Annotated in this window: 21 protein-coding genes; 6 read left to right on the forward strand and 15 right to left on the reverse strand. The window is 61.2% G+C overall.

Annotated elements, in window-relative coordinates; translation table 11 throughout:
* The first annotated feature begins 48 nt into the window (after nt 1–48).
* The 6 genes from RBB47_RS26910 (at nt 49) to RBB47_RS26935 (ending at nt 5,840) form a co-directional block, all read left to right on the forward strand.
* Entirely contained in the window at nt 49–852 is an 804-nt protein-coding gene (locus RBB47_RS26910) for a GntR family transcriptional regulator (RefSeq protein WP_305989011.1), read from the forward strand.
* On the forward strand, nt 849–2,255 hold the full coding sequence (gene leuC / locus RBB47_RS26915) for a 3-isopropylmalate dehydratase large subunit (protein WP_305989012.1): 1,407 nt from the start codon (nt 849–851) through the stop codon (nt 2,253–2,255). Before RBB47_RS26910 ends, leuC begins: the two co-directional genes overlap by 4 nt.
* Complete coding sequence (gene leuD / locus RBB47_RS26920; protein ID WP_305989013.1) at nt 2,252–2,872, forward strand: 3-isopropylmalate dehydratase small subunit; 621 nt, start codon at nt 2,252–2,254, stop codon at nt 2,870–2,872. Before leuC ends, leuD begins: the two co-directional genes overlap by 4 nt.
* 83 nt (nt 2,873–2,955) lie before the next feature.
* Nucleotides 2,956–3,969 carry a TRAP transporter substrate-binding protein DctP gene (gene dctP, locus RBB47_RS26925; protein ID WP_305989014.1) on the forward strand — a complete coding sequence of 338 codons (1,014 nt, stop codon included), beginning with the start codon at nt 2,956–2,958 and terminating at the stop codon, nt 3,967–3,969.
* A gap of 57 nt (nt 3,970–4,026) precedes the next feature.
* Nucleotides 4,027–4,533: a TRAP transporter small permease gene (locus tag RBB47_RS26930; protein WP_305989015.1), complete on the forward strand. Its 507-nt coding sequence runs from the start codon at nt 4,027–4,029 to the stop codon at nt 4,531–4,533.
* On the forward strand, nt 4,533–5,840 hold the full coding sequence (locus RBB47_RS26935) for a TRAP transporter large permease (RefSeq protein WP_305989016.1): 1,308 nt from the start codon (nt 4,533–4,535) through the stop codon (nt 5,838–5,840). The genes RBB47_RS26930 and RBB47_RS26935 overlap by 1 nt, the downstream gene beginning before the upstream one ends.
* Nucleotides 5,841–5,971: 131 nt before the next feature.
* Here the strand turns inward: RBB47_RS26935 and RBB47_RS26940 are convergent, their stop codons facing one another.
* Genes RBB47_RS26940 through RBB47_RS27010 form a run of 15 tightly spaced genes read right to left on the reverse strand, consistent with a single transcriptional unit; the run spans nt 5,972 to nt 22,007 of the window.
* Nucleotides 5,972–6,694: an SDR family NAD(P)-dependent oxidoreductase gene (locus RBB47_RS26940; protein ID WP_305989017.1), complete on the reverse strand. Its 723-nt coding sequence runs from the start codon at nt 6,692–6,694 to the stop codon at nt 5,972–5,974.
* Nucleotides 6,695–6,704: 10 nt separating this feature from the next.
* A complete protein-coding gene (locus tag RBB47_RS26945; protein WP_371932862.1) occupies nt 6,705–8,315 on the reverse strand; it encodes an isochorismatase family protein in 1,611 nt (536 codons plus the stop codon).
* A 57-nt stretch (nt 8,316–8,372) separates the two neighbouring features.
* Entirely contained in the window at nt 8,373–9,221 is an 849-nt protein-coding gene (locus RBB47_RS26950; protein ID WP_305989018.1) for an N-acyl homoserine lactonase family protein, read from the reverse strand.
* A gap of 44 nt (nt 9,222–9,265) precedes the next feature.
* Nucleotides 9,266–10,141, reverse strand: coding sequence for an amidohydrolase (locus RBB47_RS26955; protein ID WP_305989019.1), 876 nt, complete (start codon nt 10,139–10,141; stop codon nt 9,266–9,268).
* Nucleotides 10,138–11,241, reverse strand: a complete 1,104-nt coding sequence (locus RBB47_RS26960; RefSeq protein ID WP_305989020.1) for a VWA domain-containing protein — start codon at nt 11,239–11,241, stop codon at nt 10,138–10,140. The genes RBB47_RS26955 and RBB47_RS26960 overlap by 4 nt, the downstream gene beginning before the upstream one ends.
* Complete coding sequence (locus tag RBB47_RS26965) at nt 11,238–12,119, reverse strand: MoxR family ATPase (RefSeq protein WP_305989021.1); 882 nt, start codon at nt 12,117–12,119, stop codon at nt 11,238–11,240. Before RBB47_RS26965 ends, RBB47_RS26960 begins: the two co-directional genes overlap by 4 nt.
* Nucleotides 12,120–12,122: 3 nt before the next feature.
* The gene (locus RBB47_RS26970; RefSeq protein WP_305989022.1) at nt 12,123–13,145 is read right to left on the reverse strand and encodes a xanthine dehydrogenase family protein molybdopterin-binding subunit; all 1,023 of its coding nucleotides are present in this window, start codon (nt 13,143–13,145) and stop codon (nt 12,123–12,125) included.
* A gap of 2 nt (nt 13,146–13,147) precedes the next feature.
* A complete protein-coding gene (locus RBB47_RS26975; RefSeq protein ID WP_305989023.1) occupies nt 13,148–14,992 on the reverse strand; it encodes a xanthine dehydrogenase family protein molybdopterin-binding subunit in 1,845 nt (614 codons plus the stop codon).
* Nucleotides 14,992–15,474: a (2Fe-2S)-binding protein gene (locus RBB47_RS26980; RefSeq protein ID WP_305989024.1), complete on the reverse strand. Its 483-nt coding sequence runs from the start codon at nt 15,472–15,474 to the stop codon at nt 14,992–14,994. The genes RBB47_RS26975 and RBB47_RS26980 overlap by 1 nt, the downstream gene beginning before the upstream one ends.
* Nucleotides 15,471–16,277 (reverse strand): xanthine dehydrogenase family protein subunit M, encoded by an 807-nt coding sequence (locus RBB47_RS26985; protein WP_305989025.1) that lies wholly within the window; start codon nt 16,275–16,277, stop codon nt 15,471–15,473. The genes RBB47_RS26980 and RBB47_RS26985 overlap by 4 nt, the downstream gene beginning before the upstream one ends.
* Before the next feature lie 3 nt (nt 16,278–16,280).
* Nucleotides 16,281–16,724, reverse strand: coding sequence for an SRPBCC family protein (locus tag RBB47_RS26990; protein ID WP_305989026.1), 444 nt, complete (start codon nt 16,722–16,724; stop codon nt 16,281–16,283).
* 17 nt (nt 16,725–16,741) lie between these two features.
* Nucleotides 16,742–17,200, reverse strand: coding sequence for a nuclear transport factor 2 family protein (locus RBB47_RS26995; RefSeq protein ID WP_305989027.1), 459 nt, complete (start codon nt 17,198–17,200; stop codon nt 16,742–16,744).
* Nucleotides 17,201–17,236: 36 nt separating this feature from the next.
* The gene (locus tag RBB47_RS27000) at nt 17,237–17,674 is read right to left on the reverse strand and encodes an SRPBCC family protein (RefSeq protein WP_305989028.1); all 438 of its coding nucleotides are present in this window, start codon (nt 17,672–17,674) and stop codon (nt 17,237–17,239) included.
* The gene (locus RBB47_RS27005) at nt 17,674–21,159 is read right to left on the reverse strand and encodes a flotillin family protein (RefSeq protein WP_305989029.1); all 3,486 of its coding nucleotides are present in this window, start codon (nt 21,157–21,159) and stop codon (nt 17,674–17,676) included. Before RBB47_RS27005 ends, RBB47_RS27000 begins: the two co-directional genes overlap by 1 nt.
* A gap of 20 nt (nt 21,160–21,179) precedes the next feature.
* A complete protein-coding gene (locus tag RBB47_RS27010; RefSeq protein ID WP_371932863.1) occupies nt 21,180–22,007 on the reverse strand; it encodes a phosphoenolpyruvate hydrolase family protein in 828 nt (275 codons plus the stop codon).

Consider the following 22,007-nt stretch of genomic DNA (forward strand, 5'->3'; position numbering starts at 1 on the left):
TTGAAGCCGGCGATAACATTAAGTGCGGATTAGGGAGGAATTTCCGGCGTGAACAAGCCCGAAAAATCGCTGCTTCCGGAAGGTGCAAAGGCGCGGCAGGTCTATCTTTCCCTGCGCGACCAGATCGCTGACGGCCGCCTGGAAGACGGTGACGGCCTCCCGCCTGAGCAGAAGTTGGCCGAGATCTTCCGCGTCTCCCGTGTCACCATTCGCCGGGCGCTCGACGCACTTGCCGCAGCCGGTCTTGTCGTGCGCCGTGCGGGCAGCGGCACAACGGTCCGGACATCGGGCACGGTCGGGCAACCGATGGCGATGAACCTGGCCACATTGATGCCGCAACTGGTCGAGATGGGACAGACAACAACAGCCCGTCTGTTGTCCTTCTCCTATGGCGCAGCACCGGAATTCGTGGCCAGCGCCTTGCGCCTGGAGCCAAAGGAACAGGTTCAGATCGCGACCCGGGTCCGCAGCGCCGACGGAACGCCATTCTCGCACCTGACAACCTATGTTCCCGCCGGCATTGCCGAGAACTATACGGAAAACGATCTGGCAACCACGCCTCTCTTCAAGCTTCTGGAACTCAGCGGCGTGCAGATCAAGGATGCGCATCAGTCCGTTTCCGCAACCCTTGCCGGACCCGATGTCGCCGAAGCGCTTGGCATTGCCGTCGGCTCGGCCTTGCTGTCGCTGCGCCGCGTGGTGCGCGACGTCAATGACAACGGCGTGGAATACCTCTCCGCGCTCTACCGACCGGATATGTTCCGTCTTGAAATGCCGCTGACGCGTGTCGGTGACGATAGCGCGCGCCATTGGCAACCGGCCATCGGCAAACCACCCGGTGAACCGGCATGACGGCGCCGCGCACGCTCCTCGACAAGCTCTGGTCCGCCCACGAGATCGGCAGACGCGACGACGGCACCTCTCTTTTGTGGGTTGACCGGCATCTAGTGCATGAAGGGTCGCACCATGCTTTCAGCAAGCTGGCAGCCCGGGGCGTTCCGGTAGCCGAACCCGGCCTGACCTTTGCCGTCGTCGACCACTATGCCCCGACACGCGGACGGGACCGGATTGCCGATCCGCAAATCAAATACATGGTCGAGACGCTGCGCAAGAATGCCCACAAGCACAGTTTGCGCCTGTTCGATCTAAAGGACCCAGGACAAGGCATTGTTCACGTGATCGGTCCCGAGCAGGGGCTCACTTTGCCCGGCCTCCTCGTGAACTGCGGCGACAGCCACACCTCGACCCATGGTGCATTCGGCGCACTCGCCTTCGGTATTGGCGCAACCGAGGTCGCGCACGTTCTCGCGACCCAGACGATCTGGCAAAAAAAACCTGCGGCGATGCGCATTCGTATCGATGGGCAGCTTGGTCCGGGCGTGACCGCCAAGGACATCGCCCTTAACTGGATTGCAAGGCTTGGCGCCGATGGCGCTCAGGGACACGCTCTGGAATATGCCGGAAGCACCGTCCGCGCGCTTTCCATGGAAGGGCGCATGACCTTGTGCAACCTGTCGATCGAAGGTGGCGCGCGGTTCGGCCTGGTTGCGCCGGACGAAACAACCTTCGCGTATGTGGAAGGGCGTCCTTACGCACCAGCGGGTCCAGATTGGAAGGCCGCTCTGAACCACTGGGCGGAGTTGACCACCGACGAAACGGCAACGTTTGACAAGGACGTTCTCCTGAATGCCGAGGACATCGCACCAACCGTGACCTGGGGTACAAGCCCGGAACAGGCGATCCCGGTTACCGCCGCAATTCCCGATCCAAACCAACTGGCGAACGGCAAAGCACAGGGCGCCCGTGATGCGCTCGACTACATGAGGCTCTCCGCCGGTCGTCCGATTGAAGGTACGCCCGTCGATCAGGTTTTTATCGGATCGTGCACAAACGGGCGGATCGAAGATCTGCGCCATGCGGCGGCAGTTCTTTCAGGCCGGAAAGCCAAAGTATCCGGACTGGTGTCACCCGGCTCGGCACTCGTCAAAGCGCAGGCGGAAGAGGAAGGGCTCGACAGGATTTTTGTCGATGCCGGTCTGGAATGGGCCGCGGCCGGTTGCTCCATGTGCGTCGGCATGAATGGCGATCTTGTTGCACCCGGCAAACGCTGCGCATCCTCCACCAACCGCAACTTCCGCGGCCGCCAGGGGCCCGGTGCGCTTACGCACCTGATGTCGCCGGCAATGGTCGCAGCGGCGGCGGTCACAGGCACGATCACCGATGTTCGCCCTCTGTTGGAAGGGCGCACGGCATGAGCGGCTGGAGCCAACATCAGGGTCATGCCATTGCGCTGCCGATCCACAATGTCGATACGGATCAGTTGATCCCCTCGCGGTTCATGTCGACGCCGAGAAGCGAAGGCTATGGCCGGTTTCTGCTGCACGATCTGCGCCGGGATGCGGATGGCGACACGCATCCCGATTTTCCGCTGAACCGCCATGCCCATGCCAGCGTTCTGGTAACGGGACGCAATTTCGGCAGCGGCTCCTCGCGTGAAGCAGCTGTCTATGCCCTGGTCGACGCCGGTGTCAGGGCCGTTTTCGCACCGAGTTTCGGCGATATTTTCGCCGGCAATGCCATCAATAACGGCCTCTTGCCTGCGCGGATCAGCGAGGAGGACATGAGCCTGCTGTTTCAGGCCCTCGCAGGCGCCGCCCTGGCCGCGGAGGTCTGCCTGGAGAACAGCCACATTCAGATCGGTGACCTGCGGATCGGTTTTGATCTCGATCCGGGCTGGCGCACCAAGCTGATCAATGGCTGGGACGACATCGACCTGACCCTGGCGCACAGGGCAGACATCGAGCGGCACAAAGAAGATCTAATACGACGCGCGCCGTGGGTGCGGCCCGCGCTTATCACGAAGAGCTCTTGATCCAACAGGAGCAGCAAGCCTCAGGACGGATCCTGAAAACCAGAGGGAAGCGGCAAAAGCCGCCCGCAAAGTGGAGAGAGACTATGAAGAGGTTAATACTGGCCGGCCTGCTAGCCGGATCGACACTGTTCGGCGCATCGGCCCAGGCGGAAGATACTTTGACCGCTGTCCACGCCTTTCCTGAAACCCTTATCTACACCAAGAGCTTTCTGTCCTTTGTCGACAAGGTGAATGAAGCCGGCAAAGGCGTGGTGCAGATCGATGTGCGCGGCGGTCCTGAAGCGATCGGCATGTTCCAGCAGCCGGATGCGGTTCGTGATGGCATTGTCGACATGGTCTATACGCCTGGCTCCTTCTACGGTGGCGCCCTGCCGGAAAAGGACGCCATGGTCGCGTCCAACCTGACGGCGGTGGAGACCCGTGAGAACGGCGGCATTGAGCTGATCGACCAGATCCACCAGGAAAAGATGGGGCTGAAATATCTCGGCTGGTTCGACAGCGGCGTCTGCTACAATCTCTGGACACGCAACGAGCCAACCTTTGACGAGAACGGCAATCTGGAAGTCGAAGGACTGAAGCTGCGCGGCAACAATGTCTACAACGCCTTCTTCACCAACTATCTTGGTGCTCAGGTGATCGACTTGCCGACTGGCGAGGTCTATTCGGCGCTGCAGCGCGGCGTTGTGGATGCCACCGGCTGGACGCAGATCGGGCTCATTGATCTGAAATGGAACGAATTCCTGAATTACCGGATCGAGCCGTGCTTCTTCTCCACCGATCTCGGTGTGATCGTCAATCTCGAGAAGTGGAACTCCCTGTCCGACGAATCCAAGAAGATCATTCAGGACGTTGCCATCCAGCATGAAAAAGACAGCGTCGCGGCGCTGCGCGCCAAGCGGGATGAAGATTTCGCGGCGCTGGACGCCGCGGGCATGACCGTCGTCTCTCTGGAAGGCGAAGCCAAGGCGAACTACCTCGCCGCAGCACGTGAAAAAACCTGGGAGCGGATGAAAGGCCTGATGGCGGAGCAACCGGGCGGCACCGACAACTACGACAAGCTGATCGAACTCTTTTACGATCTGAACGCCGCAAACTAACAAGACTGTCAGGCCCGCCCTCAGGCGGGCCTGATCTTGCCGATCCGAGGCGTGTGCATGACGGTTGTTTCCAGGTTCTACAAGTTTCTGATCGACGCCATGGCGGTGGTGGCCGGGGCCACGCTGGTTTGGCTGATGGTCTCTGTCGTGACCTCGGTCCTGATGCGCAATCTGGGCCTGCAGCCATTTGCCTGGCTCTTTACATCATCCGAATACGGGCTTTTGTACATGACCATGCTTGGCGCGCCCTGGCTGGTCCGCGAAAAGGGGCATGTTCATATCGAGCTCGTGACGTCTGCCCTTCCCGAAGGCCCGCGACGCATTGTTAGCCGCCTGGTGGCGCTTGCGTGCGTGCTTGTCTGCGTCATTCTTGCCTGGCAGGGCCTGGAACTCTTCCTGAAGAACATAGAGCGCGGCGATTATGACACGCGCGCCTACTACTACCCCCGCTGGCTTCTGACGATCACCTTTCCGCTGTGCTTCGGCCTGATGGCGGCGGAATTCATGCGCTTTGTCGTCGGCTCGGACCTGATGCATACCGGTGAAGCGGGGATACACGAATAATGGAGTGGTACGAAGCTCTTGCCCTGCTCCTGGGGGTGATCGTGTTCCTCATGGCGATGGGCATGCCGGTTGCGCTTGCGTTTCTGGCCGCCAACATTGTCGGCGCCTGGGTTTTCATGGGCGGCGAGCGCGGCATCGGCCAGCTTTTGAACAACGGCCTGGGGTCGCTCACCAAATTCGCCCTTGTACCGATCCCGCTGTTTCTACTGATGGGTGAGATATTCTTTCACACCGGTCTTGGCGGGCGCATGTTCAACGCGATCGACAAGCTGCTTGGACGGCTCTCCGGACGCTTGAGCTATGTAACGGTTCTCGGTGGCACCGCCTTTTCAACCCTCTCGGGCTCTTCCATGGGTTCCACCGCGCTGCTCGGCTCGCTGATGGTCCCGGAAATGAACCAGCGCGGCTACAAGTCTCACATGAGCATCGGCCCTATCCTGGGAACCGGCGGGCTTGCCATCATCATTCCGCCGTCGGCGCTGGCGGTGCTTCTGGCGACCCTGGCACAGATCGATGTCGGCGCTCTCCTGATTGCCGGCGTCATTCCGGGCCTGATCCTCGCCGGTTTCTACATCGGCACCATCTGGCTGCAGACCAGGCTCGATCCGAGCGCCGCCCCTGCCTATGACGTGGAACCGATCTCCTTTCTGGGCAAGATTTCCCTGCTGCTGCGGGAAGTCGTTCCCATGGTCGGCGTGATGGTCGTGATCATCATCCTGATGATCAACGGCTTTGTCACCCCGTCCGAAGCGGCCGCCTTCGGGGCACTGGGTGTCCTGATCCTGGCAGCCGTCTTCCGATGTCTGACCTGGGAAGCGATCCGCAAATCCGTCACCGGTGCGCTCAAGGTCACGCTGATGGCTTATCTGATCGTTTTCGGATCGGCGACCTTCAGCCAGCTTCTGGCCTTTTCCGGCGCCTCAAGAGGCCTCGTCAATTGGGCCATCTCCTTCGAACTCGCACCGGTTGCGATGCTGTTGGTCATGTTCGCGGTGCTGCTGCTGCTTGGCATGTTCATGGAGCAAATCTCCATGATGCTGCTAACGGTGCCGATTTTCTTTCCGCTGGCCTTGAGCCTTGGCTATGACCCGGTCTGGTTCGGCCTGATCATGCTGCTGGCCCTGGAAATCAGCTTCACCACGCCACCGTTCGGGCTGTTGCTCTTCGTCATGAAGGGGGTCGCGCCACCCGGCACGACCATGCGCACAATCTACACCTCGGCCTTCCCGTTCATCGGCTGTTCGCTCCTGCTGGTCGCCCTGCTGGTGCTGTTTCCGGAAATCGCACTCTGGTTGCCCGGCCTTTAGGAGCCAAAACGACGCAAGTGAGTGCACGAGCCTTGTCCAACAAAACCCTCGTCGTTTTGGCGGGGATGTGTCTGGTTGAAGCATCAGGATTACGCTGACGCCGTCTAGGCAGCTCGAGGCAGCGTGTTCGTTCAATAAGTCGCCCGGCCACCCGAAAGATCGAACACCGCACCCGTTGTAAAACTGTTTTCAGGACTGCAAAGCCAGGCGATCATGTGCGCGGCCTCGGACACTTCGAGAAAGCGGTTTCTCGGGATCTTTGACAGCATGTAGTCGATGTGCTCCTGGCTCATCTGATCGAAAATGCGTGTGCGAGCGGCCGCCGGTGTCACCGCGTTGATTGCAATGTCGTAGCCCGCGCACTCCTTGCCGGCACTTTTCGCCAGCGCCATGACCGCCGCCTTTGAGGCGCTGTACGCAGCGGCATTCGGGTTGCCCTCCTTGCCGGCGACGGAGGCTATCAGAACAACACGGCCATAATTGTCTTTCTTCATGTCCGGCAAAACAGCCTTCAGAACATGAAACGACCCGTTTGCGTTTACGTCCATGATGCGCGCCCAGTCGGCTACCGGATAGTCTTCGACAGGTGCGTTCGGCCCGGCAATTCCGGCTGAATTGACAAGAATGGAAGCACTGCCCACGAGCGACTTCGTTCGCTCATTTGCCTCCGCAACTGCGCTCCAGTCCGCAAGATCGACCTTGATGGCTGTTGCATCGAGTTCGGCTGCCGCGCTTTCAAGCGCCTGTTCGTCCATGTCCCAAAGCACAAGACGCGCTCCGTCGGTCTTCAATCTCTTCGCGCAGGCCAAACCAATGCCCTGCGCACCTCCGGTAACGATCGCGATCCTGCTCATGCACCACCTCCTAGCCCAACGCCGACATGACCGATGCGACCGACGTAACGTGTGCCACGTTCTGCATGGCATAGTTGATCGACGCGCGGTGCCAATCGGTGTTCATAGTAGAGCAGGCGTCCTCCGGCACAACAACGCGGAAGCCCTTGTCGGCCGCTGTGCGCGCCGTGTGTTCCACGCTCATATTCGTCCAGGACCCGGTGTTGATGATCGTATCAACGCCTGCATGGCGCAGATAGCTTTCAAGTCGCGATGTCTCCCAGCCGCTCATGGACATTTTCTCGCAGACGAGGTCTCCCGGTTTCGGTTCCAGTCCGGGAACGGGCGCGACGCCCCATGTTCCCCTCACCAGGGCGTTCTCCCCCTTGAGTCCTTGAAACAGCGGGGCGTGCTGTGCAAGGAGCGGATGACCGGGCTCGCAGACCATCCAGATATGGATGACAGGAATTCCGTGGCGGCGGGCCGCGTCCGCAAGGGCAATGGCATTGGCGACCACATTCTGTTCGCGCGCATGCTGCGGCGAACCGGTTCCCTCGAACGCACCGCCGTCGATCATGACGTCGTTTTGAAGATCCTGGATCAGAAGCGCGGTTTTCTTCGGATCAAGCGCCGGACATGCGGATAGCTGCAACCCTTTGGAAGACACAGCTGCGGCACCTGCGGTCGCAGGCGCTTCGGCCATTCCGGATTGACTTGCCGGTGTCGCCGACATGAAGGGCTCCAGACGCGGCCGGACTTTCGTCTTTACGGAGTAGACGGATGTGCAGGCGCACATGAACAGGGTCTGCCAGTCCTCGCCGCCCCAATGCAGATTGGCGACCATTTCCGGGACTTCGATCTTGCCGATCAACAGGCCTTCGAACGAATAGACCCAGACACCGCCAGGTGCTGTTACCCAGACATTGCCATTGGCATCGGCCTTCATGCCGTCCGGAACACCCGCCTTGACTGCGTCCTTGATGCCGGACGCAAAGATTCGTCCGTTTCTGAGCCTGCCGTCCTCGCCAACGTCGAACATGCGGATATTGGCCTGCTCGGTATCGTTCACCCACATCCAGCGTTCACAGGGCGAAAAGCAAAGCCCGTTCGGCTGGGTGAACATGTAGCGGTCGGACACAAGGACCGCCTCGTCACCCGGCCGGTGACCGGGAGGCAGCATGTAGACCCCCTGAAAGCCCTGCTGAAGCGCACGGGGAACGCCAAAATGTTCCATGCGGCCATAGGTCGGATCGGTGAAAAAGATCGCACCATCCGACCTCACGACAATGTCGTTCGGAGAATTCAGTTCCCTGCCTTCGAAATGAGACGCAAGCAGTTCCCGGGTGCCGTCAGGCCGGAACCGCGCGACAGAGCTCGTGGCATGCTCACAGACGAGGAGGTTCAGCTCCGCGTCATAGGTCATGCCGTTGCCCTTGTTCGACGGGCGCAGATATTCGCTCACACCCTCCTGCCGGGTCCACTTGCGCCGGACATCGCCAGGCATGTCGGAGAACAGGAGATGATGCTCCACCGGATGCCAGATGGGCCCCTCGGTGAAAACGAAACCGGTGCCGATCCGTTCAACAGCGGCGTGTTGGTCCATCAGGTCCAAGAATTTCGGGTCGACAACGGTATGTCCCACAGATCCCTCCCAGTCTTTCCTAGCTAGAGAAGCAAAGGCTTCCGGAGCTGGCGCACGTCACATCGGGAACCATTGCCGCTCGGGCACGGTTTCGGTCATCGGGCCCGGGACGGTCATCGACAGGCGTCCGACAACCTGCTGGTTCTGGATCTTTGCCGGGCGGTCATGCACCGGCAGCAGGAAGGTGTAGTTGTTGAGGAGCTTCTTGATCGCGCCCTTCTCCTCACGCTTCGAACCGGCATGATTGCCGGTCACCCGAGGCTCCATCCAGTTGTTGGTGTGGACGTGATTGACGATTTGATCGTTGAAATCGTAGATGACGTCACCGCAGATACAGGCCAGCCCTTCCGCGGTTTCGACGATAACGTTCATCGAGCCTTCGGTATGCGCACCGGCAGCCTCGCACCAGACGCCCGGAATGATCTCCTCCGCACCGGTGATTTCCAGATCAAGGAAGCGCATGGCCTCCGGTTCATAGATCCGTTCGACCAGATGCAGGATGTCCGGCTTCGGGTATTGCGGATACATGATGCCGGAGACCGAGAATTCCATTTCCTTGCGGTTCAGCACCACCGTCGTGTTCATCGGAAACTTGTCGTCCTTGCCGGCATGATCGATGTGAAGATGCGTATGCAGGATGTACCGGATATCGCCGAGTTTCAGACCATGTTTTGCAAGCTGGTTCTCGATCATGTTGTCATGGAACTGCAGGCCACGCATGCCGAGGCTTTCCATGATCGCGTTGTCGCGATAGCCGGTGTCGACCAGAACCGGATGCGTGCCGCCAAGGATCAGGAAGCCATAGACCGGAACCCGCCGGATGCGTCCGCATTCGTGGCCGAGCACGAGAAAGGATGTCTCGAGCTCGATGTCTCCGTAGTCCAGAACATGGATGGTAAGGGCCATTTGTGTTTCTCCCGTAGATGAAAGGCTGGCAGGCTGACCGGCGGCTAGAGCCGGTAGATCCGTTCAGCCGTGTCGTGAAAAATCGCTTGCTGTTTGATTTTCGACAGTCCCTTTGCGCCTTGGCGAAAGGCGGCGAAAAGGTCCGCGTAGGTGGTCCAGAGTTTCTCGATTGGAAAGTTCGAGCCGAACATGCAGCGCTCGGCTCCGAAGAGATCCATGCTCTGCTTGATCATGAAGGCGATGAACTCCGGATCGTTCCGGTGAATGAACGTGCCGAAGGCCGACAATTTGGTGAAGACATTCGGGCAAGTGGCAAGCCTGCGCATGCCCTTGCGCCAGACCTTGACACCTTCGGGCGACGTATCTTCCAGCATTCCCGCATGCATGAGAATGAACGGGACATCCGGACAACTCTCGGCAAGACCGGCGGCGTCCTCCATCTGCGATGCAAAGACCTGCAGATCAAAGGACCAGCCATAGTCGGCGAGGCGGGCGATGTTTTTCCGTACGAGCGGATCTGCCGGCAGACCCGGATGCGGGGCAAAGCGATACAGCGGGTTTTCATGCCAGTGCAGCTGCTGGCGGATCCCGCGCATCAGCGGGTATTTCTTCAGCCTGTCCAGCTGCGGACGGACATCGTCTACCGTAAAGTCGGCGAACCCGACGATCCCGTGCGGCCACCCGGCCTCATCGGCGACGGACTGAACCCAGGCGACTTCATCCTCGAACCAGTTCGGCGCCCAGTTCGCCTGGACATAGACCGACTTCTGGATCCCGGTTCCTTTCAGATCGGCCAGGAATTCGTCAATCAGGTAGTCCCGCTTGATGGCGGCATAAGGACCAAAGATGCGCGGTTGTTCAGGGCCGAGCAGCCAGGGCAGGTCCTTTTGAAGCCAGATATGATGATGGGCGTCGATCATGCGGGCCTCGCAAGGGACAGAACGTGGGTGCACATGGCGTCGATCCGGTCGCCGGGCACAAGCGCGTCGAGATAGGGAAGACACGCCGACAGGGCTTCTGTGCGAGGTTCGTAGAGTGGATCGGCGGCAAGCGGCGACAGCCAGTCGAGCCGCCAGGACACGCGGGACAACCGGCGAACGGCTGAAATCAAAGCGTCGGGCGATCCACGCTCAAGGCCATCGGACAAAACAAGCGCCGCAGCCCCGCGCGCGTAGGCCGCAAAGCGCGGCACGGCCAGAAAGGCTGCGAGTGCCTCACCGATGCGCGTGCCGCCGTCGAAATCGGCGACCGCCGCCCCGACACCATCCAGAGCCCGGTCAGCGTCCTTGATCCTGAGAGGCGCGGTGATACGCGTCAGCCGTGTTCCAAGGCTGAAGACTTCGACACTGTCCGCCGACTGAACCAGCGCGTGGGCAAAGCGAAGCGCCGCGTCGCTCTGATCCTTCATCGACCCGGACACATCGATCAGCAGCAGAATACGGCGCTGCTTTGTCTTGCGCCTTGTTCTTGGAAGATCAAAGACCTCACCGTCGCGCCGGAGAGCCTGCCGCAAGGCGCGGCGCAGATCGATCCGCGTTCCCCGGTTGTCGAGGAACCGCCTGTAAGACTGTCTGCGCGGCAGTTCCTTCTGCGCGCGCCGTGCCAGATCCCTGAGGGCATCAGGGTCCGCAATTGCCGCAAACTGCCGGCGGCCCAGAAGCTCCGCCGAGGTCGCAAGTTCACCCGGCTCTTCTTCGCCCTCATCCTGATCGATCTCGATCGTTTCGGAGGATGGTTCGAATGCCTCGACACCCTCGTCTCCGTCTTCATCCTCGATCGGCGCGGCCAGCGACTGCCCAAGAAAATAGGCTTGGAACAGCGCCTCGAACTCCGCATGGCGCTCACGCGGGATCGCCAGTGTGGCAAGGGCGGCGCGCCGGATATCGGCCATGCCGCGCGGCCCCAGAAGGCTGATCGATTGCAGGAAGTCGATCGTCTGGTCAGGTGCAACAGCAAACCCGTGCGCCCTGAGAATCGCAGGGAACTCGACAAAGGCTCGGCTGACGCGCGGAAGGGTCATGCGGCCTCCTGCGGCATGAAGCTGTCGAGCCGTCCTTCGAGGAAGGTCAGGTCATCGTGATCCTTGAGCGCGACGCCGATGGCGCGGCGGAAAGCTTCGGGCCAAGCTGCGCCCTGATTGTGCAGCAGCGTTGCCGCTTCCGCCCATTCCACCGTCTCGGCAACGCCGGGCGGTTTGGCGAGCGGCTCCGTCCGGAGTTTCGCGACCGCACCGGCGACCGCGTTTGCCGTTTCTTCGGCGACAGAGCTTGCCCGCGCCATGACAATCCGGGCCTCAAGGTGAATATCCGGGTAGTCGATCCAGTGATAGACACACCGGCGCCGCAGCGCTTCATGCAGATCGCGCGTGCGGTTGGAGGTCAGCACGACAACCGGCGGACGCGCGGCGCGCACCGTTCCGGTTTCCGGAATGGAAATGGCAAAGTCGGACAGGAACTCCAGCAGGAAGGCTTCGAATTCCTGATCCGAACGGTCGATCTCGTCGATCAGGAGCACACAGTCGTCGGGCGACCGCAACGCCTCCAGCATCGGCCGCTGAAGCAGAAACTGGTCTTCGTAGATGTTGACGTAGTCGTCCCCAGCCTGCCGGATCGCAAGCATCTGCCGGGTGTAGTTCCACTCATAAAGTGCGGACGCAGCATCGATCCCTTCGAAGCACTGCAGGCGGACAACGCGCCTGCCGAGAACCGAGGAGATGGCTTTTGCCGCTTCCGTCTTACCAACGCCCGGCGCGCCTTCCAGTAGAAGTGGTTTGCCCAGCGCCAGGGCGAGGTAGGCGGCCGTCGACAGATCGTCTCCCGCGATATATTGCGCAGCATTGAGAGCGTCCCGCAGGCGATCCGGGCTATCGATCCCGACAATGGACGGCTTGACCGGCATGGCTCAGCGCGCTCCCTGCGGCCGAGCACCGCCATTGGCGAGAATGCCCCGCAAGACCTTTTCGGGCGTAATGGGCAGCGTGTCGCAACGGACGCCGACGGCGTTGTAGACGGCATTGGCGATCGCCGGAAGGACGGGATTAGCGCACATCTCGCCCGGACCCTTGCCCCCGAAGGGCGCGTCCTCGGCGGGTCTTTCCAGCACCGCGATGTTGTGGTTCACCACCTCGCCCGGTCCGGGCATCAGGTAGGTGTTGAAGTCCACCGGACCATGGCTCCGGTCCGGGTAATAAGGTTCGGTTGTTTCATAAAGAGCGTGCGAGACACCCATCCAGGCACCGCCGATCAGCTGCTGCTCGACAAGACGCGGGTTCAAGGCCCGCCCCACCTCGTAGGCAGAGTTGATCTCCGTGACCGAGACCTCGCCAGTTTCATCGTCCACTTCCAGATCCACGACCAGGGCCGCGTGCGCGAAACAGGAGACAGGTGTCATTTCGCCGGTATCCGGATCGACATCGGACGGCGGGATGAGAAAGATGCCGCGCCCGGACAGGGTCCGGCCCTGCTTGAACTGCGCGGCGATGGCGGTATCGGCAACGGTGATCGTCCGGCCAGGCGCGCCCTTGACCTGAATGTTACCCTGCCCGTCCGTTTCCAGATCCGTCGCATTGACTTCCAGCTCTTCGGCCGCGGCCTCCAGCAGCGCCTTGCGCGCCTCGGTTGCCGCCCGGATCACGGCATTTCCGACCCGGTGGGTACCGCGCGAGGCAAAGGACCCCATGCAGTGAGGCCCGGTGTCGCTGTCGGCGGTGTCGACATAGACATCCGACACGGGAACACCGAGCGTTTCCGCCGCGATCTGGCGCGTGACCGATTTCATGCCCTGCCCGAGATCGATCGAGGACAACGACACCATGAACTTGCCGTCGGGAGTGGAGTGGACGAGTGCCTGGCTCGGATCGCCGCCGAGATTCATGCCGATCGGGTAGTTGATGCAGGCAAAGCCGCGCCCCTTGTGAATGGCCATGGTCAGCGCCTCCTTGATCCGGACAGAAAACGGGAGACACCGGGCCGCTTGACCCCGCGCGAGAACGGCTGCTCGGGCTTGTAGGGCGCCGGAGCCGGATCAGGGGTGGCTTGCGGAGGCTGGGGTGCCGCTGGTTGCTGCGGTGGTGCGGGTTGCGGAGCCGGTGCGTTTTGTTGCGGCGGTACGGGCGCCGCAGACGGTGCCGCCGACGGCGGAACGGGGCTTGAAGGCGTTGCGCCGGGCTGCGACGGCGCTACCGGTGCGTGCCGGAAGCCCATGCGCGCCGGGTCGGTGATCATGTCCTCGTCTTGAGGGGCCGCTGCAACGATGGGGATGCCCTGCGTCCCGGCCGCGACGCGGCCCCTGGACGCCGCGCCCATACCGGGCTCCGTCGGAATGTCGGTGCGTCTGCGCTCGCCGATCCGGCCTACACTGTCGGTGATGCTCTCGGGGATGTCTGCCCGCGAGCCACCGCCTCCGGTGAGGCTGGACTGGCGCGCCGCATCCGCACTGATCGCCCATCCGGATTTCTGGCTGGCCACCTGGCAGCATTCGATCAGCGCCGTGTTCTTGGCCAGGCGGCGATGCGGCTTCATATCGCCGTCCCGGTAGGCGTTCAGGATCCTGAGCTCAATCGGGTTCAGGCCGACCGTCTCGGCGACCTTGTCCATGTGACATTCGATGGCGAAATCGACGCCGGTGATGCCAAAACCGCGCATGGCGGTCGCCGGTGTCCGGTTGGTGAAAACGCAATAGACATTCGAGGCGACGTTCGGGATCGAATAGGGTCCTGGAATGTGACCTGTACACTTGATGATGGCGTAGGAGGACAGCCGGGTGTAGGCACCCGCGTCGAAGAAACCTGTAAATGTCCGGGCCAGGATCCGGCCATCACGGGCAACACCGTCCTTGATGCGCCAGCGCTCTGCGCCGCGCGGCGCGCCGACCTGCATTTCCTCTGCGCGATCCCACATGAACTTGACCGGCCGCCCTGTCAGAACCGCGCCCAGGACAGACAGCGGTTCGACAATACTGTCGACCTTGCCGCCAAAGCCTCCACCAACCGTTCCGCCGACAAAATGCAGGCGGGAGGACGCCATATTCAGAAGCTTGGCGGTCGTACCCAGTGAAAAGAACAGCGCCTGTGTCGAGGTGTAACAGACGAAGCGGTCGTTTGTTTCCGGGGCAGCGATCGCACCGCAGGTCTCGATCGGCGCTTGCTCGATCGGCGACATCTGGTATTCGCCTTCAACAATGTGGTCGGCTTCGGAGAAGCCTTTCTCGACGTCCCCGAAGCGCAGCTTCTGGTGGTCGTAAAGGTCGTGATAGTCGAAGGTGTTGTTGGGATAGATCTCGTTGACAACCGGCGCGTCCGGCTTCAACGACGCTTCCGGGTCGAGAACGTGCGGCAACACCTCGTAGTCCACTCTGACGGCAGCGCAGGCGTCTCTTGCCTGCCCCTCGGTTTCGGCAATGATCGCAGCCACGGGCTCGCCGACATAGGCAACCTTTGTATCCTGGATCAGTTTCTCCTCGTCCTTGCCGAAATTGATCAGCGAGAGGAGCGTGTTGAGGTTATTCGGCACGTCGCGCGCCAGCACGACACGCACCACGCCGGGCATGCGTTCCGCCTGGCTGGTATCGATGGATCGGATGCGGGCATGGTGATGCGGCGAGCGCACGCAGCGCATGTGAAGCAAACCGTCGAACAGGTGGTCGTCGTAGTAAGGCGAGCGACCGGTCACGTGCCCCAGGATGTCCTGGCGGCGCGTCGGTTTGCCGATTTCCTGCAGGTTGTCGTCACGCTCATCCGCGAAGAGATCTTTTCTGAATTCAACCGATGACATCAGCCGGTCCTCCGTGTCGGCTGACCGCTTGCGGCCAGGATGGCATCAATGATCGGCTCATAGCCCGTGCACCGACAGATGTTCCCGGAGATCGCCTCGACGATTTCCGCGCGGCTCGGGCGCGGTGTCCGGTCAAGCAGCGCCTTCGCGGCCATGAGCATGCCGGGCGTGCAGTAGCCGCACTGTGCTGCGAAATTCTCCATGAAGGCTTCCTGGAGCGCGTGCAGATCCGGGCCGTTGGCAAGGCCGTTGGTGGTCTCCACGTGCTGACCTTCAACGGTTTCGGCAAGGGTCAGGCAGCTCAGACGCGGTTCTCCATCAATGATCACCGTGCAGCTGCCGCAGGTTCCCTGACCACAGCCGTATTTGGGTGACAGGTCGCCAACACCGCGGCGTAACAGGTCGAGAAGGTTCTGCCCCTCGTCGGAGAAAACGGCGACAGGCGAGCCGTTTAATTGAAACTGGACCGGTTTCTTTGTCATGGTCGGCTCCCCCCGCCCAGCAAAAGTCTTTTCAGATGGACCGGGGCGACTTGGCTGCGGTACCAGCCGGACGCCAGTCCGTCATCGGGCGGGCTAAGGCCTTGCGTAGCAGCGGATAGGGCACCGGCGATCCCGTTTTCGTCGAGCGTTGCCCCCTCAAGCGCCGCTTCCGCGGCCCTTGCCCTGACGGGTGTCGGCGCCATGGCTCCGAATGCGATGCGCGCGCCGGAAATGCGTCCCGCTGACCGTGGAAGCCACGCGGCAAGGCTCATCACCGATACGCCCTTGGGCTTCACCCGGCTGACCTTTCGAAACCTGAAATCATCGCCTGCGGGTCGGACAATTGAAACCGATTCCACGAGACGTCTCTCGCTGTCGCGCGCCGCCAGCAGGCTCTCCAGATCTGTTTCGCTGCCGTCGGACATGCGCAGCCTGGCGTCAAGCGCAAGGAGTGCGACCGCGAAGTCGCCGTAGGGGTGCGGCGCGAAGATGTTTCCTCCGACCGTCGCCATATTCCGGATCGCCGGACCGCCGACCTGGCGCGCAACCGGATGCAGGAAGGACACTTCGGAAGATCGAAGGACGTCGCCCATGGTGGCGGCGGCCCCGATATTGATGCGCGTTCCGTCGGCCCTGATGTCACGCAAAGCTGTGGCGCTGCGCAGTCGAACGATTTGCGGAACCGTCAGTTCGCCGTAGTTGACGCTGCGCATCACGAGCGTACCGCCACCCAGAAAGACAGCTTCGCCGGCGCTGCTCGCCGCTGCTTCCTGGAGCGTATCGACCGTCGTTACCGTCACCATGCGTTACGCCTCCACCCCGATATGTTCCGCCACTGCCTTGAAGCCGGCGACGTAGATGTCATTGCCGACCAGGTCTGCCAGTTCCCTGTCCCGCCCCTTCGGCGTATCGAACCGGCTTTCCCATTCCCACATTGTCCAGTCCTCGTCCGTCACCGGAAACAGGCGCACATGCGCCACGTAGTTGAAGAGCGGGATCGGCGTATCCAGCAGGCAGTAGGAGAAGCTTTGCTCCAAATCGGACATGGTCAGCAGTTGTTCACGCAGTTCCGATCCGTCCTGCAGCCTGAACCGGCGCACCGCCCCGACCCTGTCGGAGCTTTCGCCCCGCTCCATCTGGCTGGTGGCAACGGCCGGGTGCCAACGGTCGTGGCCATTGAAGTCACGCAGGACGTCCCAGACCGCCTCTACCGGTGCCTTTAAAACCGTGCTGCGAACAACCTTGACCACGACCGCTTCGCCTTCGATTACTTGAACTTCATGTCGCTCGGGTCGAACGTGGTGACCTGCGCGTACATCAGGCCGTCCCGCGTTACGTAGGCATCGGCGCCCTTGTAAGGCTCGGCGAGGAAATCAGCTTCCACGCGCCAGGACACATTGACCGTGTCGCCGATCGTCTTGACCTTCTCCGCGATGAAAGTGGCGCCCTTGAAGCCGCCTTCTTCGCGCGGTTTGCAGAAGCCCGCGAAGACATCACCAATGTTTTTCCGACCTTCGATCCAGACCCCGTTCGGCAAGATGAACAAAACTTCTTCGGGGTATTGCGCCATCAGCCGGTTCCAGTCACAGGCATTCAGCGCCTCGATGTGCTCAAAGGTGACAAGCTCGGCATTCGGCTGCACGACGAGCGGCGGCAAGTCCTGAGCCGTTGCGGCCGTTGCCAGAAAACCAAAGCCTATTGCGCCTAAAACAGTCCGGTATGTCATTGTCCATCCTCCATTTTTGACAACGAAACCTTGCACTTAGCCCCCGAAGTGCCTCTTCAGGGCATCAAAGCCCCCCTGAAAGACATTCGTCCCGATCCCGCTGACGAGATCGTCCTCGTTTTCCGGATCGCATTCGAATTCCGCCGACCACTCGATAAAGGTGCGGTCCCCCTCCGTCACAGGTGTGAGGCGAAGCGTGGCGATGTAGTCGCTGAGCGGCATCGGCCCTTCGAGCATCGAGTAGCTGTAGAAGAGGTCGTAGTCGGACAGGCCCAACAGCTGCTCACGGATGTTGTCTCCGTTCTGCAGATTGAAATTGCGGATACAGCCGACCTTGTCCGCGGGTAGCGCGTCCTCGATGCGGCTCTCCCTTATCCTCGGGTGCCACTTGGGCAGGCCGTTAAAGTCCCGGATCCGTTCCCAGACCTTTGCCGCCGGCGCGTTGATTACGGAGGACGTATAGACCCGGGCCATTATTTGCTCTCCTTCGAGGAGCCGGAGCCTTTGGGCTTGTCATCCGCCTTGAGACGCTTCATTTCGTTGGCGGCGCGGGTCATGTCGTTGGCAGTGCGCATGACGTCGGACTTGGCAAGGTTTGAGCCGTCGATGCCAATATCGCTCAACAGACTGTCGACCATCGGGGCCTGGACCCGGTAACGCAGCGCCGAGTTGATGACCTCGTCGGTCGGGCTGCCGCCGCCTCCGCCACCACCGCCGCCTGCGACGCCGCCATTGCCGTCTGCCAAGCCGAGACCACCAGAACCGTTGCCGCCAAGCTGCATGATCTTGATGTCGTTGATCTTCTCAAGCGGCTTGACCGATGCAGCGACAATGCCTTCCACGTGTTCGAGCATCTTGCGCTTGAACAGGGAATGACGGGCGCCATCCGTGAGCACGTTTTCTGCTTCGTTGATGAGTTTCTGCGCTTCGGCTTCCACGGCCCTGCGGATGCGTTCGGCTTCTGCCGCGATGCGTTTTTCTTCTGCTTCCTTTTCGGCCAGAACAACATCGACAGACTTGCGGCGGGTGGCGACTTCCGTCTCCTGCGCCGTCTTGACCTTTTCCGCTGCCTCGGTGGCGCGCGCGCGGGCGGCTTCTGCTTCGACTGCGGCGGCGCTTTCATCCAGCGACTTCTTGTAGAGCTCGATGGCCTTGTCCATCTGCGCGCTCTCGACCGATTTCTCGCGTTCGATTTCCAGGCGCCTGCGTTCCGTCTGATGGCCTATGCGGGCATCGTCCAGGCCGCGTTCGGAGGCGATCTGCGCGCGTTCGATCTCTTCCTGGCTGACGATCTCGGCTTCGCGCAAAGCCTGGACGCGGGCGATCTCGAGTTGCTCCAGCACCTTCTTGCGTTCCAGCTTCTTCGCGTCGAGCTCCTGTTCCGCCAGGATCTTTTCCGCGTCGATGGATTTTGCCTTGGCAACCCTGGCAGCTTCCACGGCCTGGTCTGCCGCCACCTGGGCTTCGTCGATGGCCTTGTTGCGGGCAATTTCCAGCGACCTGATCTTCTCGTCCCGGGCGATCTTCTCCGCGGTGGTTTTCTGTTCCTGCGCAATGCGCGCCTGCTCGACGCTGCGTCTTGACGCAACCTCGGCCGTTTCGATCGCCTCGGTCTTTTCGATCTCGCGTGTGCGGATGTCTGCGTCCTTCGCAATCTCGGCCGTGCGGACCTTGTTTTCCTGGGCGATGCGCGCAGCCTCGACGAGTTCCTGTGCCGAAATGTTGGCGACGTCGACCGCCCGGTTGCGGGCGATCTCGCGTTCGCGCAGATCCTGCTCGTAGGCGATGCGTTCCGCGGCGACCTTCTTTTCCTTGGCAATGCGCGCGGCTTCCGTTGCCTCCAATTTGGCAATTTCGGCGGCCTCGATGGCCTTGGCGCGGGCGACGTCGCGTTCCCGTGTTGCTTCCTCGCTTTCGATCCGCTGCAGCGTGATCTTGGCTTCCTGGGCGATCCGGGCTGCATCGACAGCTTCGCGTGCCGCGATCTCCGCTTCCTCGACCGCCTTGTTGCGTGCGATCTCCAGCCCGCGTGTTTCCTGTTCGAAGGAGATACGTTCTGCGGCGATCACCTTTTCCTGGGCGATGCGCTTGGCTTCGGTTGCCTCCTTGGCCGCGATATTGGCCGCATCGAGGGCTGCCTGGCGGGCCACGTCACGTTCGTCGGTCGCTTCCTGCGCGGCGATGCGTTCAAACGACAGCTGCTTGTCCTGGGCAATGCGCGCCTTTTCAACTGCTTCGCGCGCAGTAATCTCGGCCTCGTCAATCGCCTTGTTGGAGGCAATTTCCAGGTTCCTGATGCGCTCTTCCTGGGCAATGCGCGTCTTGTTGGTTTCTTCGCGCGCAGCGATCTGGGCAATGTCGATCTGCTGCTGACGCTCAATCTCGAGCGCGCGCGTTGCCTGTTCGGACGCGATGCGCTCCGCCGACAGCGCCTTTTCGCGGGCGATCCTGGCCGCTTCCGTTGCCTTCAGGCTGGCGATCTCCGCCTCTTCGAGGATCTTCTGGCGCTCGATTTCCAACCGGCGGGTTTCGCGATCCGCCTCGATACGCGAGGCATTGACCGTCTGCTCCTGCGCAACACGAAGCTTTTCCGCTGCTTCGCGCGACGCAATCTCGGCCTGCTCAACAGCGAGGTTGCGTGCGATCTCCCGTTCACGGGTCGAGCGTTCGAAAGTGATCCGCGCCTCGGTCACCGCTTCTTCCTGCGCAATCTTGGCCTTTTCGATCAGCTCGCGCGCAGCAATATCGGTTTCCTCGATGGTTTTCCGGCGCTCGATCTCGAGCGCTTCGGTCTCGCGGTCCTTGGCAATGCGCGCCTCGGACAGGGCGCGTTCCTGCGCTATCCGGGCCTTTTCAACCGCTTCCTTGGCAGCGATGTCGGCTGCCTCTGTCATTTGCTGCGTCTTGATCCGCTCTTCGGTCAGGTTCTTTTCCTGCCCGATCCGCGCTTTCTCAACGGCTTCGCGGGTGACAATTTCAGCTTCGTCGATGACGCGCTGACGGTCGATTTCCTTTTGGCGAACCTCCTTTTCAGAAGCAATGCGTGCCTCCGAGATCAGCCGCTCGTTTTCAATCCGGGCGGTTTCAATGGCTTCCCGGCTCAAGAGCGAGGCCTGTTCCGCCTCCTTTTCCTGCTCTGCACGTTCGCGGACAAGGTCGGCGTGCTGCTGGGCGCGCCTGAACTCGATCTCACGCTCCTGCTCCAGGCGCGCATTTTCGCTTTCGCGCTCGATGTCCAGAACCTGCTTTTCTGCTTCCAGGTTGCGCGAACGGATGCGGATCATCGAATCCTGTTCGATATCGTTTCTGAGCTTTCTCCTATCTTCGATCTCACGGATGACCGTGGTCAGACCCTCAGCATCAAACCTGTTTGAGGGATTGAAGTACTCGATCCCGGTCTGGTCGATATCCGTGATCGCGACGCTTTCAAGTTCCAGACCGTTCTTGTCGAGGCCCACCTGCGCAGCCTCAAGCACGCGGTCGACATAGAGATGGCGGCTCTCGTGAAGTTCCTCCATCGTCATTTCCGAGGCGACAGTTCTCAAGGCGGAGACGAACTTGCCTGAAAGAAGGGAGTGGATGCGTTCCGGCTCAAGCGTACGCCGCCCGAGTGTCGATGCCGCCAGACTGACCGCCGTCTTGGTCTGACCTACACGCACGTAGAATTCAGCGTCCACGTCGACCCTGAGACGATCCTTGGTGATGAGCGCGTCTTCCTTTTCGCGGGTCAGCGCCATCTGCAGGGAGTTCATGTTGACGGGTGTGATGTCGTGAATGATCGGCCAGACAAACGCACCGCCGTCGATTACGACCTTCTCTCCCAGGAAACCCGTTCGCACGAAGGCGACTTCCTTGGTCGAGCGCCGGTAAAGCCAGTGCATCACCCAATAGAGGATGAAAACGACGATGACCGCGAGTATGAGCCAAAGCACCAATTGCCCGATGAGCTGACCAGCCATGTTCGATCCTCCCCCCCGGCTCAAGAGCCGCGGATTTCCTTGAATTTTCTGGTTTGTTCGACGAGTGCGACCTCGGTCGGCAGGCGCTCCATCGAGGAGGCGCCGTAAAAGCCGTGACAGTTGCGCGTGTTCTTCAGGACAAATTCGGCATCATCCGGCATCGCCACCGGGCCGCCATGCACCAGAATGACAGCGTCGGGATTGACCGCGAGGGCCGCTGCGGACCACTCGTCGACGATTGCCGGGCAGTCTTCCAGCTTCAAAGAGGTTTCCGCGCCGATGCTGCCGCCGGTGGTCAGGCCGAGATGACACACGATAATGTCGGCACCTGCGCGGGCCATCGCGGTCGCGTCCTCTGACGAAAACACGTAAGGCGTCGTGAGCATGTCCTTCTGGTGCGCCATCGCGATCATGTCGACCTCCAGCTGATAGGACATGCCGGTCTCTTCCAGATTTGCGCGGAAGTTGCCGTCAATCAGTCCGACGGTCGGAAAGTTCTGAACACCGGAAAACCCTGCGGATTTGACCTCGTCGAGGAACTTGTCCATCAAGCGGAACGGGTCCGAAGCACAAACACCTGCGAGGACCGGCGTGTTTTTAACAACCGGCAGAACTTCGCCGGCCATTTCCATGACCACGCTGTTGGCATCGCCATAGGGCATCAGGCCCGCGAGACTGCCACGCCCCGCCATCCGGTAACGGCCAGAGTTGTAAATGACGATCAGGTCGATGCCGCCGGCTTCCTCTCCCTTGGCGGAAAGACCCGTGCCGGCGCCGCCCCCGATGATCGGCTCGCCGCGGGCAATCATCGCCCGATATTTTTCGACAAGTTGCTTGCGTTCGAACAT

Origin of the sequence: Roseibium sp. MMSF_3544, from assembly GCF_030732845.1 — a bacterium.
Taxonomy (GTDB): Bacteria; Pseudomonadota; Alphaproteobacteria; order Rhizobiales; family Stappiaceae; genus Roseibium.

Excerpts from the sequence above, each read along its gene's own strand:
- leuC (WP_305989012.1), top strand. The coding sequence starts at position 849 with ATGACGGCGCCGCGCACGCTCCTCGACAAGCTCTGGTCCGCCCACGAG.
- leuD (WP_305989013.1), top strand. The coding sequence starts at position 2,252 with ATGAGCGGCTGGAGCCAACATCAGGGTCATGCCATTGCGCTGCCGATC.
- dctP (WP_305989014.1), top strand. The coding sequence starts at position 2,956 with ATGAAGAGGTTAATACTGGCCGGCCTGCTAGCCGGATCGACACTGTTC.
- RBB47_RS26930 (WP_305989015.1), top strand. The coding sequence starts at position 4,027 with ATGACGGTTGTTTCCAGGTTCTACAAGTTTCTGATCGACGCCATGGCG.
- RBB47_RS26935 (WP_305989016.1), top strand. The coding sequence starts at position 4,533 with ATGGAGTGGTACGAAGCTCTTGCCCTGCTCCTGGGGGTGATCGTGTTC.
- RBB47_RS26940 (WP_305989017.1), bottom strand. The coding sequence starts at position 6,694 with ATGAGCAGGATCGCGATCGTTACCGGAGGTGCGCAGGGCATTGGTTTG.
- RBB47_RS26950 (WP_305989018.1), bottom strand. The coding sequence starts at position 9,221 with ATGGCCCTTACCATCCATGTTCTGGACTACGGAGACATCGAGCTCGAG.
- RBB47_RS26955 (WP_305989019.1), bottom strand. The coding sequence starts at position 10,141 with ATGATCGACGCCCATCATCATATCTGGCTTCAAAAGGACCTGCCCTGG.
- RBB47_RS26960 (WP_305989020.1), bottom strand. The coding sequence starts at position 11,241 with ATGACCCTTCCGCGCGTCAGCCGAGCCTTTGTCGAGTTCCCTGCGATT.
- RBB47_RS26965 (WP_305989021.1), bottom strand. The coding sequence starts at position 12,119 with ATGCCGGTCAAGCCGTCCATTGTCGGGATCGATAGCCCGGATCGCCTG.
- RBB47_RS26970 (WP_305989022.1), bottom strand. The coding sequence starts at position 13,145 with ATGGCCATTCACAAGGGGCGCGGCTTTGCCTGCATCAACTACCCGATC.
- RBB47_RS26975 (WP_305989023.1), bottom strand. The coding sequence starts at position 14,992 with ATGTCATCGGTTGAATTCAGAAAAGATCTCTTCGCGGATGAGCGTGAC.
- RBB47_RS26980 (WP_305989024.1), bottom strand. The coding sequence starts at position 15,474 with ATGACAAAGAAACCGGTCCAGTTTCAATTAAACGGCTCGCCTGTCGCC.
- RBB47_RS26985 (WP_305989025.1), bottom strand. The coding sequence starts at position 16,277 with ATGGTGACGGTAACGACGGTCGATACGCTCCAGGAAGCAGCGGCGAGC.
- RBB47_RS26995 (WP_305989027.1), bottom strand. The coding sequence starts at position 17,200 with ATGACATACCGGACTGTTTTAGGCGCAATAGGCTTTGGTTTTCTGGCA.
- RBB47_RS27000 (WP_305989028.1), bottom strand. The coding sequence starts at position 17,674 with ATGGCCCGGGTCTATACGTCCTCCGTAATCAACGCGCCGGCGGCAAAG.
- RBB47_RS27005 (WP_305989029.1), bottom strand. The coding sequence starts at position 21,159 with ATGGCTGGTCAGCTCATCGGGCAATTGGTGCTTTGGCTCATACTCGCG.
- RBB47_RS27010 (WP_371932863.1), bottom strand. The coding sequence starts at position 22,007 with ATGTTCGAACGCAAGCAACTTGTCGAAAAATATCGGGCGATGATTGCC.